At 68.7% G+C, this 14,556-nt stretch carries 12 protein-coding genes; 7 read left to right on the top strand and 5 right to left on the bottom strand.

What is annotated here, in order from left to right; translation table 11 throughout:
* Positions 1 to 14: 14 nt before the first annotated feature.
* The gene (locus tag HJG52_RS05075; protein WP_171242410.1) at positions 15 to 1,037 is read right to left on the bottom strand and encodes a LacI family DNA-binding transcriptional regulator; all 1,023 of its coding nucleotides are present in this window, start codon (positions 1,035 to 1,037) and stop codon (positions 15 to 17) included.
* A gap of 183 nt (positions 1,038 to 1,220) precedes the next feature.
* On the opposite strand from HJG52_RS05075, the gene HJG52_RS05080 reads away from it, so the two are divergent.
* The 6 genes from HJG52_RS05080 (at position 1,221) to bglX (ending at position 10,274) form a co-directional block, all read left to right on the top strand.
* A complete protein-coding gene (locus tag HJG52_RS05080; protein WP_171242411.1) occupies positions 1,221 to 2,540 on the top strand; it encodes an extracellular solute-binding protein in 1,320 nt (439 codons plus the stop codon).
* Positions 2,537 to 3,493, top strand: coding sequence for a carbohydrate ABC transporter permease (locus HJG52_RS05085; RefSeq protein ID WP_171242412.1), 957 nt, complete (start codon positions 2,537 to 2,539; stop codon positions 3,491 to 3,493). The genes HJG52_RS05080 and HJG52_RS05085 overlap by 4 nt, the downstream gene beginning before the upstream one ends.
* Before the next feature lies 1 nt (position 3,494).
* On the top strand, positions 3,495 to 4,331 hold the full coding sequence (locus tag HJG52_RS05090; protein ID WP_171242413.1) for a carbohydrate ABC transporter permease: 837 nt from the start codon (positions 3,495 to 3,497) through the stop codon (positions 4,329 to 4,331).
* 55 nt (positions 4,332 to 4,386) lie between these two features.
* Positions 4,387 to 6,690: a beta-glucosidase family protein gene (locus tag HJG52_RS05095; protein WP_171242414.1), complete on the top strand. Its 2,304-nt coding sequence runs from the start codon at positions 4,387 to 4,389 to the stop codon at positions 6,688 to 6,690.
* 66 nt (positions 6,691 to 6,756) lie between these two features.
* The gene (xylA, locus tag HJG52_RS05100; protein ID WP_171242415.1) at positions 6,757 to 7,935 is read left to right on the top strand and encodes a xylose isomerase; all 1,179 of its coding nucleotides are present in this window, start codon (positions 6,757 to 6,759) and stop codon (positions 7,933 to 7,935) included.
* A 20-nt stretch (positions 7,936 to 7,955) separates the two neighbouring features.
* The gene (gene bglX, locus HJG52_RS05105; protein WP_171242416.1) at positions 7,956 to 10,274 is read left to right on the top strand and encodes a beta-glucosidase BglX; all 2,319 of its coding nucleotides are present in this window, start codon (positions 7,956 to 7,958) and stop codon (positions 10,272 to 10,274) included.
* 16 nt (positions 10,275 to 10,290) lie between these two features.
* Here bglX and gad read toward each other — a convergent pair whose 3' ends face one another.
* Together gad and HJG52_RS05115 are read right to left on the bottom strand one after the other, a co-directional pair.
* The gene (gad, locus tag HJG52_RS05110; protein ID WP_171242417.1) at positions 10,291 to 11,688 is read right to left on the bottom strand and encodes a glutamate decarboxylase; all 1,398 of its coding nucleotides are present in this window, start codon (positions 11,686 to 11,688) and stop codon (positions 10,291 to 10,293) included.
* An 86-nt stretch (positions 11,689 to 11,774) separates the two neighbouring features.
* Positions 11,775 to 12,341 (bottom strand): hypothetical protein, encoded by a 567-nt coding sequence (locus HJG52_RS05115; RefSeq protein WP_171242418.1) that lies wholly within the window; start codon positions 12,339 to 12,341, stop codon positions 11,775 to 11,777.
* A 262-nt stretch (positions 12,342 to 12,603) separates the two neighbouring features.
* Here HJG52_RS05115 and HJG52_RS05120 point away from each other — a divergent pair, with 262 nt between their 5' ends.
* A complete protein-coding gene (locus HJG52_RS05120; protein ID WP_171242419.1) occupies positions 12,604 to 12,936 on the top strand; it encodes a TfoX/Sxy family protein in 333 nt (110 codons plus the stop codon).
* A 121-nt stretch (positions 12,937 to 13,057) separates the two neighbouring features.
* Here the strand turns inward: HJG52_RS05120 and HJG52_RS05125 are convergent, their stop codons facing one another.
* Entirely contained in the window at positions 13,058 to 13,903 is an 846-nt protein-coding gene (locus tag HJG52_RS05125; protein ID WP_171242420.1) for a hypothetical protein, read from the bottom strand.
* 29 nt (positions 13,904 to 13,932) lie between these two features.
* On the bottom strand, positions 13,933 to 14,526 hold the full coding sequence (locus HJG52_RS05130) for a DUF6318 family protein (protein WP_171242421.1): 594 nt from the start codon (positions 14,524 to 14,526) through the stop codon (positions 13,933 to 13,935).
* Positions 14,527 to 14,556: the final 30 nt, after the last annotated feature.

The following is a 14,556-nucleotide window of genomic DNA, read 5'->3' on the forward strand; positions in this document are numbered from 1 at the left end:
GCCTTGCGATCAGCTCAATCTCGTTGTGCTGGAGGGGCGGTCGAGTCCCTGACGATGAGCTTGGTGGCCACTTCGAGGGGCGGAGCCAACGGCCCACCACCCACGACGGCGGCCACGGCGGTGCGCACTGCCAGCCGGCCCATCTGCTCGAGTGGCTGGCGGACTGTCGTCAGGTGCGGGGTCGCGACGTCCGCGCCCAGGCCGTCGTCGAAGCCGACGACCGACACGTCCTCGGGCACCCGCAGGCCGAGGCGGTGACAGGCCTCGTAGACACCGAGCGCCACCGAGTCCGAGCCACAGAAGATGGCGGTCGGGCGGTTGGGACGGCGCAGGAGGTCCTCGGCGGACAGTCCGTCCTCGGTGTGAAAGTGGCCCGGGACAACGAGATCCGGGTCCGGAGCGATGCCCGCGCGGCGCAGCGCGTCGTGGTAGCCCGCGAGGCGGTCACCGCCGGCGTGGGAGCGCGGGTTCGCGCCGATGAAGGCGATGCGGGTGTGGCCGAGGCCCACCAGGTGCTCGGTCGCCTCCACCCCGCCGCGGAAGTTGGTGGCCCCCACCGTCGCCACCCCTGACGACAACCGCATGACCGGGTCGAGGACCACGAGCGGCACGTCGGCCTGCTCTGCTGCGGAGATCGTGGCGGCGGTGACGTCGGTCGCGACGAGGATGAACGCCTGCGCGCCCTTGCCTGCCGCATCGGCCATCCACGCTGGTGATCCCGGGCGGCGCGCATGGGGGCCGCCCTGACGCTGCGAAACCACAGCGACGGCACCGGACTCCTCTGCCTCCAGGACGATGCCCTCGAGGACCTGCGGCGAGTAGTAGTTGCCGAGCCCGTCGATGACCACCCACAGCGCCACCACGTCCGTCGCAGCCGAACGCGTCTTGACGACGTAGCCGAGCTGGTCCACGGCCGCCTTGACCTTGGCCACCGTCGCGGCAGAGACGTCGGTGCGGTCGTTGATCGCCTTGGACGCCGCGGACTTGGAGACCCCGGCCGCCTGGGCGACGTCGGCCAGCGTGGGCACACGTTTCATGGGCGTGAGTGTACGACCTGTCGAAACGGTTTCGGGACGCGTCGTGCGCCGTGTCACCCGACGACCACCGTGTCCAGGTGGGGAAATTGGGTCTTGTCGGATGACGGTGGCTCGGGCTAGCCTGCCGAAACCAAGCGAAACGGTTCGAAACCGTTTCGGCATGTGACACAGAGAGGTGTTCCCATGGCAGGACTGACCCGGAGAGCCGTCATCGCAGCCTCGGTGGCTGCGGCCCTGAGCCTTGCGGCGTGTGGCGGTGGCAAGCAACCATCCGGCCCAGGAGGCGCGGCCAGCGCCTCCAAGACGGGCTTCTCCGCCTGGGCCCTCACCGGCGGCGCCGAGACCACGATGAAGAACTCGTTCGCGACGTGGACCAAGGAGAACTCCTCCGCGCCGGCCTCCGTCGAGTTCATCGCCAACGACGCCTACAAGGAGAAGATCCGCACGGCCGTGGGCTCGGGCAACGCCCCCACCCTGATCTGGAGCTGGGCCGGTGGGTCCCTGCAGGACTACGTGAAGAACAAGAACGTCGTCGACCTCACCGACTCCACCAAGGAGCTCCAGTCGCGCCTGGTGCCCTCGATCCTCAACACCGGCAAGGTCGACGGCAAGGTCTACGCCGTCCCCAACAACAACGCCCAGCCGGTCCTCATGTACTACAACATGGACGTCCTCAAGAAGGCCGGCATCACGACTCCCCCGAAGACCTACGCCGAGCTCCTCGACGCCGTGTCGAAGCTCAAGGCCGCCGGGGTGAAGACGCCGATCTCGCTCGCCGGGCAAAGCCTGTGGCCCGAGCTGATGTGGATCGAGTACCTGCTCGACCGACAGGCCGGCACCGAGGTCTTCGACCGGATCCTCAAGGGTGACAAGACCGCCTGGTCCGACCCGGGGATGCTCGAGGCCATGAAGAAGGTGCAGGAGCTGGTCAAGGCGGGCGCCTTCGGTGACAAGTTCGGCTCGGTCGTCGCCGACTCGAACGCCGACGCCGCCCTGCTCTACACCGGCAAGTCGGCCATGCTGCTCCAGGGCGCCTGGGTCTACGGCACGTTCCTCACCGACGCCCCCGACTTCGTCAAGAGCGGCAAGCTCGGATGGGGCCCCTTCCCGGCCATCGAGGGCGGCAAGGGCGACCCGAGCAACGTCTACGGCAACCCCGCCAACTTCTGGTCCGTCTCGGCCGCAGCCAGCCCGGAGCAGCAGAAGGCCGCCATCGACTACCTCAACAAGGCGATGTTCAACGAGAGCTATGTCAGCGACCTCGTCAAGGACGGCATGGTGCCCGTCACCAACGACGCGGCTCCGAAGTTCAAGGGCAGCGACCAGGAGAAGTTCCTGACCTACGCCTACGACATGACGGCCAACGCCAAGAACTTCCAGCTCTCCTGGGACCAGTCCTTGTCCGCAGCCCAGTCGCAGGCCCTGCTCAACAACCTGGGTCAGCTCTTCCTCGGGCGGCAGACCCCTGAGGGGTACGCCAAGGCGATGCAGGCCCTCCAGTGACCGCGACCCCACGGGTCGGCGCCTCGGCGCCGGCCCGTCGGGGGCGGGGCACCGCCGACACCGGTGCAGGGAGCCGGGGTGCCGGCTCACCCGGCCCCTCGGCTTGGCTCGCCGCACCCGCGCTGCTGTTCTTCGGGCTGTTCGCCATCGTGCCGCTGCTCGGAGTCGTGGCCCTGTCCTTCACCAAGTGGGACGGCCTGGGCTCCCCCACCTTCGTCGGCCTCGACAACTGGCCCCGGGTGCTCGGGGACCCGGTGACGCAGAACGGCCTCAAGCTGACCATCCTGCTCACCGTCTTCACCCTGATCATCCAGGGGCCCATTGCCCTGCTGCTGGGCGTCTTCATGGCCGGCCGGCAGCGCTACCGCGAGCTGCTGTCGATCCTGTACTTCCTGCCGCTGTTGTTCTCCGCGGCCGCCGTCGGCATCACCTTCAAGGCGTTGCTGGACCCGAACTTCGGCCTGGGCCAGGCGGTCGGCTGGGACTGGCTGAACCAGGACTGGCTGGGTCGCCCCGAGCTCGTCATCCCGGCACTGCTGTTCGTCATCAACTGGTGCTTCGTGCCTTTCCACAGCCTGCTCTACCAGGGTGCGGCGCGGCAGATCCCCGCTTCCCTCTACGAGGCGGCCCGCATCGACGGCGCCGGCCGGGTGCGCACGTTCTTCAGCATCACGCTGCCGCAGATGCGCAGCACCGTCATCACCTCGGCGACCCTGCAGATCGTGGGTTCGCTGACGTACTTCGACCTCATCTTCGTCATGACCAACGGTGGCCCGGGCAACGCCACCCGTGTCCTGCCGCTCGACATGTACCTGCGCGGATTCCGTTCGTACGACATGGGAGGCGCGAGTGTCGTGGGCGTGGTCATCGTCGTCATCGGGCTGCTCGTGTCCTTCCTGCTCAACCGGCTCACGGGCAACACCCGGATGGAATCCCAGATGGAAGGGGTCTGACATGGCTGTCCTGGCGCGGCGCCGCGAGACGCCCAATGTCCTCGGTGGCCTCCTCGGCTGGGTCTACCTCGCGATCACGATCCTGCCGATCTACTACATCGTCGTCACGAGCATCCGGCCGCGGTCGACCTACTACTCGGAGAACCCGCTGTCGTGGCCGGCGACACCGACCCTCGAGGCCTACCGGCAGGTCCTCGCCGCCGACTTCGGACGCTACTTCCTCAACTCGGTGATCGTCACCGCCGTGAGCGTGGCCGCGGTCGTGTTCTTCAGCCTCTTGGCGGCGTACGTCATCGTCCGCAACCGCAGCAAGCTCACCCGGCGCATGTTCAACCTGCTGCTGCTCGGCATCGCAATTCCGTTGCAGGGCGTGATCATTCCCGTCTACTACCTCATCGTGCAGGTGGGTCTGTACGACACGCTCTGGGCAATCATCCTGCCCAGCATCGGGTTCGCGATCCCGATCACCGTGCTGATCCTCGTCAACTTCCTGCGCGACGTGCCGGGCGAGCTGTTCGAGTCGATGCGCCTCGACGGGGCCACGGACTGGCGGATGCTGTGGACGCTCGTCGTGCCGCTCAGCCGGCCGGCGATCGTGACGGTGGCCGTCTACGACGCGCTCAACGTGTGGAACGGCTTCCTCTTCCCGCTGATCCTCACCCAGAGCTCGTCGATGCGGACACTGCCGCTCTCGCTGTGGTCGTTCCAGGGTGCCTTCACGGTGAACGTGCCCGCGATCCTCGCGGCGGTCGTCCTGTCGGTGCTCCCCATCCTTGCCGCGTATGCCGTGGGCCGTCGCCAGCTCGTGTCCGGGCTGACCGCCGGCTTCGGCAAGTAGTCACGAATTTCCCTTGTCCCAAAACGTTTCCGCACCATTCAGGAGAGTCACTTCCATGCAGCCATGGCAGGACCCCAACCGCAGCGTCACCGAACGCGTCGAGGCCTTGCTGGCCGAGTTGACCCCACACGAGAAGGCGGGCCAGCTGGGCAGCTTCTGGCCGATCCCACCCGAGGACGACACGGTGGCCGGTGACGTCGCCCCGATGTCCACCGCCTTCGCGGCGGGCCTCCCATGGAGCGACTCGATCGAGCACGGACTCGGCCACCTGACCCGCAACTACGGTGCCGGACCGGTCAGCGTCGAGGACGGTCTCGCCCAGCTGCGACGCCTCCAGGGCGACGTGGTCGCACAGTCTCGCCACGGCATACCCGCCATCGTCCACGAGGAGTGCCTCACCGGGTTCACCGCTCTCGGGGCCACCGTCTATCCAGCGGCCATCGCGTGGGGTGCAACCTTCGACCCCGAGCTCGTCCGCGAGATGGCACGCGCGATCGGTGACGACATGGCGGCAGTCGGTGTGCACCAAGGACTTTCGCCACTGCTGGACGTCGTGCGCGACTACCGCTGGGGCCGCGTGGAGGAGACGTGCGGCGAGGACCCCTACCTCGTCGGCACCCTTGGGACGGCGTACGTGCAGGGCCTCCAGGAGGCAGGGGTCATCGCCACCCTGAAGCACTTCGTCGGGTACTCGGCCAGCAAGGCGGGGCGCAACCACGCTCCCGCCCCGCTCGGTCGGCGTGAGCTCGAGGACATGCTGCTGCCGCCGTTCGAGATGGCGGTCCGCGAGGGTGGCGTCCAGTCCGTGATGAACTCGTACTCCGACATCGACGGCGAGCCCGTCGGCGCCTCGGTCGAGCTGCTGACCACCGTGCTGCGCGACCGCTGGGGGTTCACGGGGACGGTGGTCTCCGACTACTGGTCGGTGACCTTCCTGGAGCTCATGCACCACGTCGCGGCCGATGCCGCTGCCGCCGGGCGGCTGGCGCTGACCGCTGGCATCGACGTCGAGCTGCCGGGCACCTCGTCCTACCACTCACTCGCCGACGACGTCGTGGCCGGGCGGCTCGACGAGAAGCTGCTCGACCGGGCCGCGCGACGGGTGCTGCGGCAGAAGGTCGAGCTGGGCCTGCTCGACGAGGGCTGGGACGCCCAGGCCCAAGGCCGCGACCGCGATCTCGACAGCGCGGACAACCGCGCGCTCGCGCGGCGGGTGGCCGAGGAGAGCATCGTGCTGGTCAAGAACGACGGCATCCTGCCCCTGAGCGGCACGCCCCGCATCGCCCTCGTCGGCCCTACCGGGGACGACCCGCGCACGTTCATGGGCTGTTACTCGTTCCCCAACCACATCCTCTCCCGGTACGAGGGTGCGGGGCTCGGCATCGACGTCCCTTCGCTGGCCGACATGCTGGCCTCGGCTCTGCCCGCCGGGAACGTCGTGACTGCGCTCGGCGTGCCGATCCTCGAGCCCGACGACTCCGGCATCGAGGCGGCGGTGGCCGCGGCCCGCGACGCCGACGTGGCGGTGGTCGCGGTCGGAGACCTGGCCGGGCTCTTCGGGCGAGGCACCTCCGGCGAGGGCTGCGACGCGGTCGACCTGTCGCTGCCGGGACTCCAGGGTCGACTCGTCGAGGCCGTCCTCGCGACGGGGACGCCGGTCGTGCTGCTCGTCGTGTCGGGTCGCCCCTACGCGCTGGGAGAGTATGCCGCGCGGTGTGCAGCGATCGTCCAGGCCTTCATGCCGGGCGAGGAGGGCGGGGGCGCGATCCTGCGCGTCCTGACCGGTGAGGTGAACCCCAGCGGCCGGTTGCCGATCGCCATCCCCGACCACCCGGGCGGCCAGCCCGGCACCTACCTCGCTCCCCCGCTGGCGTGGTACTCCGAGGGCATCTCCAACCTCGACCCGCGACCCTTGTACCCGTTCGGTTTCGGGCTGTCCTACACCAGCTTCGAGCTGTCCGACCTGGAGGCGTCTTCGACGCAGATGGACGTCGACGGCAGCATCGACGTCTCCGTCACCGTCAGCAACACCGGTGACCGCGCCGGCAGCGAGGTGGTGCAGCTCTACCTCAGCGACCCGGTGGCCCAGGTGACCCGGCCCATCAAGGCGCTCATCGGCTACGCCAAGGTCCCGCTCGAGCCGGGTGAGTCACGCCGCGTGACGTTCACCGTCCACGCCGACCGGACGTCCTTCACCGGGCTGCGTCACGAGCGCATCGTCGAGCCGGGCGACATCGTCCTGTCGGTCGGCACCTCGAGTGAGGACCGGCCCCTGGCCGTCACCGTCCAGATCACCGGCGAGGAACGCATCGTTGGCGAGGGCCGTGTCCTCACGACGCCGATCCGCATCGAACCCTGACTTCCGCCCCCTGCACGCAACGCTCGAACCCGACCCTTGAACGCAACTCACGACAGGAGCGATCCCATGACCCTCACCCCCACCCCCGAAGACCGGTTCTCGTTCGGCCTGTGGACGGTCGGCTGGACCGGCACCGACCCGTTCGGTGCACCCACCCGCCCCGCGCTCGACCCGTGGGAGTATGCCGCGAAGCTCGCCGAGCGGGGCGCCTGGGGCGTCACCTTCCACGACAACGACGTCTTCCCGTTCGAGGCCACCGAGGCCGAGCGCGACCAGATCGTCGCGCGGTTCAAGCAGGCCACCGACGACGCCGGTCTCGTCATCGAGATGGTCACCACCAACACGTTCTCCCACCCCGTCTTCAAGGACGGCGGGCTGACGTCGAACGACCGCTCGGTCCGCAGGTTCGGGCTGCGCAAGATCCTGCGCGCGGTCGACCTGGCCGCCGAGCTCGGCGCGACCACCTTCGTCATGTGGGGCGGTCGCGAGGGCGCGGAGTACGACGGGTCGAAGGACCTCTGGGCGGCGTTCGACCGCTACAAGGAGGGCATCGACACCATCGCGGGCTACATCAAGGACCGCGGCTATGACCTGCGAATCGCCCTGGAGCCCAAGCCCAACGAGCCGCGCGGCGACATCTTCCTGCCCACCGTGGGTCACGCGCTGGCGTTCATCGCCGAGCTCGACAACGGCGACATCGTCGGCCTCAACCCCGAGACCGGGCACGAGCAGATGGCCAACCTCAACTACACCCACCAGCTCGCGCAGGCGCTGTGGAGCGGCAAGTTGTTCCACATCGACCTCAACGGGCAGCGCGGGCTCAAGTACGACCAGGACCTCGTCTTCGGTCACGGCGACCTGCTGTCGGCGTTCTTCACCGTCGACCTGCTCGAGAACGGCTTCCCCGGCCACCCCGAGGCACCCACCTACACGGGGCCGCGGCACTTCGACTACAAGCCGTCGCGCACCGAGCACCTGGACGGCGTGTGGGAGTCGGCCAAGGCGTGCATGTCGACCTACCTGCACCTCGCCGAGAAGGCCAAGGCGTTCCGCGCCGACCCGCGGGTCACCGAGGCGCTCGAGTATGCCGGCGTGGCGTCCTTGCAGGAGCCGACGCTGGACGCAGGTGAGACGATCGAGTCGTTCCTCGGTACCGACGACGGGTTCGACGTCACCAAGGCCGCGGAGCGCGACTTCGGCTTCGTCCGGCTCAACCAGCTCGCCGTCGAACACCTCATCGGCTGAACACGTTCGGGAAGGACCTCATGACCGTGGAGCACAGGGAAGGGACCGACGTGGCGCAGGCAGACGTGACGCAGGCAGACGTGACGCAGGCGGCTGTGGACACGGCAGCCGTGGAGTCACGAGTCGAGGACCTGTTGGCGCGGATGTCGTTGGCGGACAAGGCTGCCCAGCTGACGCAGTACTTCCACTTCGGGCGGCAGGACGACGCCAACAGCCCTGAAGGCGAGTTCGTCCCCTCCCAACAGGCCGCCGCGGTCGAGGAGGCCATCGGCCGGGGTGAGGTCGGGTCCCTGCTGTTCGTGACCGACCCCGAGCAGGTCAACCGACTGCAACGGCTCACGATCGAAAGCAACCCGCACGGCATACCCGCCCTGTTCGGCTTCGACGTCATCCACGGTCTGCGGACGATCTTCCCGGTGCCCATCGCGATGGCAGCCTCATGGGACCCGGCCGCGATCGAGGCGGGACAAGCGGTCGCGGCGCGCGAGGCGCGGGCGGTGGGCGTGCACTGGACCTTCGCACCCAACGTCGACATCGCCCGCGACCCGCGCTGGGGCCGCATCATCGAGGGGGCGGGCGAGGACCCGTTCCTCGGCGCCGTGGTGGCCGCCGCCCAGGTGCGCGGCTTCCAGGGCGATGGCGTCGGCGCACCGGAGCGGGTCATCGCCGGCCCCAAGCACTTTGCGGCCTACGGCGCGACGGTGGGCGGACGCGACTACGACGAGGTCAACGTCTCGGACGCCGAGCTGTGGAACGTCTACCTGCCGCCGTTCAAAGCGGCGGTCGACGCCGGGGCGGGCAACGTCATGACGGCGTACATGGACCTCAACGGCATCCCCGCGACCGGCAACGAGTGGCTGCTCAAGGACGTGCTGCGCGGCGCGTGGGGCTTCGAAGGCTTCCTCGTGAGCGACGCCAACGCGGTGCGCAGCCTCGTCACGCACGGGTTCGCCGCCGACCTCACCGACGCGGCGGCGCGGGCGGTCAAGGCCGGTCTGGACCTCGAGATGGCGATCGGCGACGCGGCATACGGGCATCTCGTCGACGCAGTCGAACGCGGTCTGGTGAGCGAGGACGCCGTGGACGCGTGCGTGCGTCGCGTGCTTGCCGCCAAGGTGCGGTTGGGGTTGTTCGAGGACCCCTACGTCGACGTCGAGCGGGCCCAGGAGGTGCTGGCCGACCCGGTGCACCGGGAGGCTGCGCGCGTGGCGGCCGAGCGGTCGGCTGTGTTGCTGCGCAACGAGATCGGGCTCCTGCCGCTGGATCCGACCGCCCTCTCGTCGGTCGCCGTCATCGGGCCGCTGGCCGACTCGCGCCGCGACATCATCGGGCCGTGGTGCTTCGACTTCGACCTCGAGGAGACCGTGTCCGTGCTCGAGGGCATCCGCGCGCGGGCCGGCGACGACGTGGAGGTGCGGTATGCCGCGGGCGTGCGTCCCGCACAGCGGGGCACCCCGTCGATCTTCGACGCGTTTGGCGGCAACCGGCCGGTGGACCCGGAGGGCTTCGACGACGAGGCGGAGCTCGCGCGCGCGGTCGAAGTGGCGCGGTCGAGCGACGTCGCGGTGGTCGTCGTCGGCGAGTGGCAGAACATGGTGGGCGAGCAGGCTTCCCGGTCTTCGCTGGACCTGCCGGGTCGGCAGCTCGAGCTGTTGCAAGCGGTGGTCGAGACCGGCACTCCGGTGGTGGCGCTGGTGATGAACGGCCGACCGGTGGATCTGCAGTGGGCTGCCGAGCACGTCCCGGCGATCCTCGACATCTGGTACCCCGGCACCCAGGGTGGCGCTGCGGTCGCGAGGCTGCTCTTCGGTGACGTCTCCCCCGGCGGCAAGCTGCCGTTCACGTGGCCGCGGTCGGTGGGGCAGGTGCCGATCCACTACGCGCACACCACCTCCCACGATCCCGACAACCAGGGGCTGCGTTACTGGGACGAGCCCAGCACTCCCCTGTACCCGTTCGGGCACGGTCTGGCGTACTCGACGTTCGCGTACTCGGACCTCTCGCTCGACAACGCTTCGATCGGCCCGGAGGATGACGTCACCGTGACTGCCACCGTCACCAACACCGGCGATCGGGACGCCGACGAGGTGGTGCAGCTCTACCTGCACCAGCGGCACGGCACGTCGTCGCGGCCGGTCCGCGAGCTCAAGGGTTTCCAGCGGGTGCCGCTGCGGGCGGGTGAGTCGAAGCAGGTGCGGTTCGTCGTCGGGCCGGACCAGCGGCGCTACTGGAACGCGGCCAAGCGGGACTGGGTGCTCGACGCATCCACCTTCGACGTCTGGGTGGGCGGCGACTCGACCGCCGACCTCACGACCACGTTCGAGGTGACAGCCGGCTGAGGCGCACGGACGTCGCTCAGGAGGGACGCGGCATACCCAGGTGGTCGAACTGGCGCTGACGCTCGCCGTCACCGCCATGCTTGGTGAGGTAGTCGGCGGCTCGGCGCAGGTCGGACACGAGGTCGTCGGCGAGGTCTCGGCTGAGGCCGTTGCGCACGACGATGCGCTGCAGGATCTGGTCGGAGAGGTTGTCGGGCAGCGGGTATGACGGCACCTGCCAGCCGGTCGTGCGCAGTTGGTTGGAGGCATCGAAGGCGGTCCAGCCCGAGACCTTGGCATCGACCTGCAGGGCGACGACCGGCATCATGAGTTCCTTTGTGTAGAGCGAGAACTCGGGCATCCGGTCGACTTCTTCCGCAATGTGTCGGGCGACGTCGAGCGTGGCCTGCTGCACCTGCCGGTAACCCTCGCGGCCGAGCCGGAGGAACTGGTAGTACTGCACCATCACCTGCGACGCGGGGCGTGAGAAGTTGAGCGTCAGCGACGGGGTGTCGCCGCCGAGGTAGGCGACGTGGAAGACCATCTCCTCCGGCACCAGGTCGGCCTCGCGCCAGAGGACCCAGCCGACACCGGGCGCCACCAGGCCGTACTTGTGACCGGACGTGTTGATCGACGCGACGCGTTCGAGCCGGAAGTCCCACTCGAGGTCGGGCTGCAGGAACGGCGCCAGCATCCCACCGGAGGCCGCGTCGATGTGCAGGGGCACGTCGAGACCGGTGTCGCGCTGGATCTGGTCGAGGGCGGCGGCGAGCTCGGCGACGGGCTCGTAGGCGCCGGTGTAGGTGACGCCGAGGATGCCGATCACTCCAATGGTGCGCTCGTCGACGTGATCGGCGAGCTGGTCGCCGCGCAGCACGGGGTGCTCGTCATCGATCGGCACGAGCCGCGCCTCGACGTCGAAGTAGTTGCAGAACTTCTCCCAGCAGACCTGGACCGCCGAGCTCATCACCAGGTTGGGCCGGTCGGTGTCCTTGCCCGAGCTGCGCCGCGCTGCCTGCCACCGCTTCTTGAGCGCCAGCGCGCCGAGCATCGCGGCCTCCGACGAACCGACGGTCGAGGTGCCCATCGCCCGCGCGGGGTCGGGTGCGTGCCAGAGGTCGGCGAGCATCCGCCAGCACCGGTGCTCGACCTCGGCGGCCATCGGGTACTCGTCCTTGTCGATGAGGTTCTTGTCGGCGGCCTGCAGGTAGATCTGCTCGGCGCGCTCGTCCATCCACGTGGTCACGAAGGTGGCGAGGTTCTGCCGGGCGTTGCCGTCGAGCTGCACGGCGTCGTGGACGAGCTGGTATGCCGTGTCGGGCAGGGAACCGCTGTCGGGCAGCCGGTAGCGCGGGATGGAGCGTTGCAGCTCAGGCCTGGCGAAGATGGGCGTGATGACCAGGTCGTCGGGACGTTCGGGCTCGAATCGCACCATGGGCCACTCTTGCGTCGCGGCGGCGTGCACCGCAACCGGTGCGAGCCGCGGCATACCGGTCCTCCCGCTTGCTCAGGCGCAAGCTGTCACGGACGTGCGCGCGGTGCCGTCGACCGGCGCCGCAGGCCCTCGAGCAGCGCGGTGCGACCGGCTTCCGTGACGCGCACGCGTCGGTCGAGGAAGGTTCCGTCACGCTCGACCCAGCCGAAGACCGCGAACAGACGCAGAACGTCCCAGTTCACAACCGCCGCATCCTGCCTGTGATCCGGTCGTTGCCCACTATGAACTGATCGGTCGGCCTCGGAAACGACGCTGGCCGCGGACCGCACCGGCAGCACCCCGGCCAGGACCGCGTCACGCACGGGCGCGTTCGCGGGCTTGGCGAACGCCTGAGCGACCTCGACGACCGGGCGGGCGCCACCCGCGCGGGTCGACGGTGCGTGCTCGAGCACCCACTGTGTCAGGGTCAGTGCCGCCGCACCGTCGGTGGTTTCCCGCTCGATGGCCTCGGCAACGACGACCGCCTTGGCCGCCTCGCACGCGGCGCCGAGGGCATCGACCTCCTCCAGCAGCAGCCCGAGACCGCCACCGCTCGGGGTCCGCCACACCGCCGTCTCGATCCCGGCCAGGGCAGCCCGGGAGCCGCGATGCACTCGCGTCGCTGCTCGATGCTCAGCCCTTCCTCCATGCCGACAAGACTAGACGCGACCACCGACAGCCACCCGACACCAAGGATCGTCGGGTTGCTTTGCGACACAACAGATCCCACACGCACACAACCCAAACAGACGCAACCCCCGGAGCCGCCCCCTGTGGACAAACGCCGACCACGACGGCACCTGTGGACCAGGCACCCGACGCGGGCACGCGGCATACCTGGGCCTTGGTGTCAGCGCGGGGCGACACAATGGCGCCATGGCCTATGACGCGGAGCTGGCGGAGCGGGTGCGCGCGCTCGTGCGGGACGAACTCGACGTGACCGAGCGGAAGATGTTCGGCGGGCTGGCGTTCCTCGTGGGCGGGAACATGTCGGTCACCGTGAGCGGGCGCGGCGGGCTCATGGTGCGTCTGAACCCGGACGACGCCCAGGCGCGGCTCGATGGCGACGTCGTGGTGCCGTTCGAGATGCGCGGGCGGCCGATGAAGGGCTGGCTGCGCGTGCGTGAGCCCGGGTATGCCGCGGACGACGCCTTGCGCGACTGGGTCGAGCGCAGCCTCGAGTTCGCGCGGAGCCTGCCGCACCACTGAGGCGCTTCAGAAGGGATCGACCTTCCTGCTTCAGCGCCACCGACCCGCCCGCACATCGTCCAAGGAGGCGCTGCGGGATGCCAGGGGCGCAGCAGAGCGCGCTCCTGACATCCCGCAAAGGTCAGTGGGTGACGAGTCTTGCCTTGGCCGTCTTGACCTGGAGCGGTTCAGGGGTGCCCTGGATGACAACGACGTCGGGGATGTCGATCCACTGGCCGCCGTTGACCCGGAACTGGCCGCCGTAGGTGACGTCGGCGCGGACCTGGAAGGTGCCGGCCTTCGGGTACTCCTTGGTGACGTCGCCCTCGGGGTAGGGGCCGCCGAGCGACTCGGTCGGGCCGCTGGAGCTGCCGTCGCCGTAGATGTAGTTGACCGACTTGAGGACTGGGCGGATCTCGACGTTGAAACCGGCCACAGTCGCGGGGTCGGGCTTGTCGACCTCGTCCGGTTCGAAGCCAGCTTCGGGCCAGACCACCTGGAAATAGGTGGGCAGGGTCACCAGCGTGACGTTGCCCTTGGGCTGGATCTGCACGGTCGGCACCGCGAACTTCGTGTCATGGAATGCCGCCAGGATCAGTTCCATGGTTAGGGTTGGGCTTGCCCCTGGGGCGAACTGAGGGAAGCACGTGATCCCGTACTGCTCCCAGCCGCCTTGCGGCTTGCCAGCCGCATCAACCTCGCGCCGATAGAGCTTGACGCTGGGACCTAGCCCCTGCTCCGGGGTGTTGTTGGCGCAGAAGGCGGCTGCGCTCGGGCAGAAGGCATCGGCGTTGGTAGACCCAGGCTCCTCATTGGGGCAATTGGCCACCGCCGTGTACTCGTACTGAATCGGCGCCTTCTTAGCCTTGGCCACCATTGCTGATGCCTTGAGGTCCTTCAGTTCTTGCGCGGTGAACACCTTGATGCGGACACCGTCGCCCGTCCCGTCACCGCCAATGTCCGCCGCTGCCCCCGACGCAATCCCCACGAGTGCTACGACGAAAGCGCATCCAACCGCTACTGCATGCCGTAGAGACGCCATGATGCCCCCATCCACTGCACCCCAACGGTGCGAGCGAGCTTCTTCGCAGGATCGGTGAGCACTACCTTGCCTGCCTTGTCGACGACGTTGACCTTGTGTTGGTCCATGTACAGCCGGACCAGTTGAACGCCATCGGCGTTCTGGCTGAGGGGCGTCACCCTCGTCACCGTCACAGGGTTGGAGTCGTACTTCTGTCCGTCGCGTTCGAGCTCCGCGCTCGTTTTGTTGAAGTTCTTACATGCGATGCACTCAGGATCACTCAACAGAGGAAGCAGTTTTGAGTTGGGCTGAGTCCACGCCTCGTTCACTTGCTCCATGTAGTACTCGACGAAGGCTGCGGCCCCCTCGGGGGTGTGCTTCTGCGCCTCGGGCGGAAGCTTGGCCGGGTCCAGCGTCGCCGTGCCCGACGTGGTCGTGGTGCTCGACGGAGTGCTCGTGGACGTCGTGCTGGTGCTCGACGACGAGCTCGTCGATGTGGTCGGCGGGTCATCGCCGCCCCCGTTGCAGGCACCCAGGCCGAGCGCGAGCACCCCAGCCGCCACCGCGGCATACCAACGCCGTGCGAACACTGAACGACTCCCCTCTCGGCACGCACGAAC

This window comes from Knoellia koreensis (genome assembly GCF_013041615.1).
GTDB lineage: Bacteria > Actinomycetota > Actinomycetes > Actinomycetales > Dermatophilaceae > Pedococcus > Pedococcus koreensis.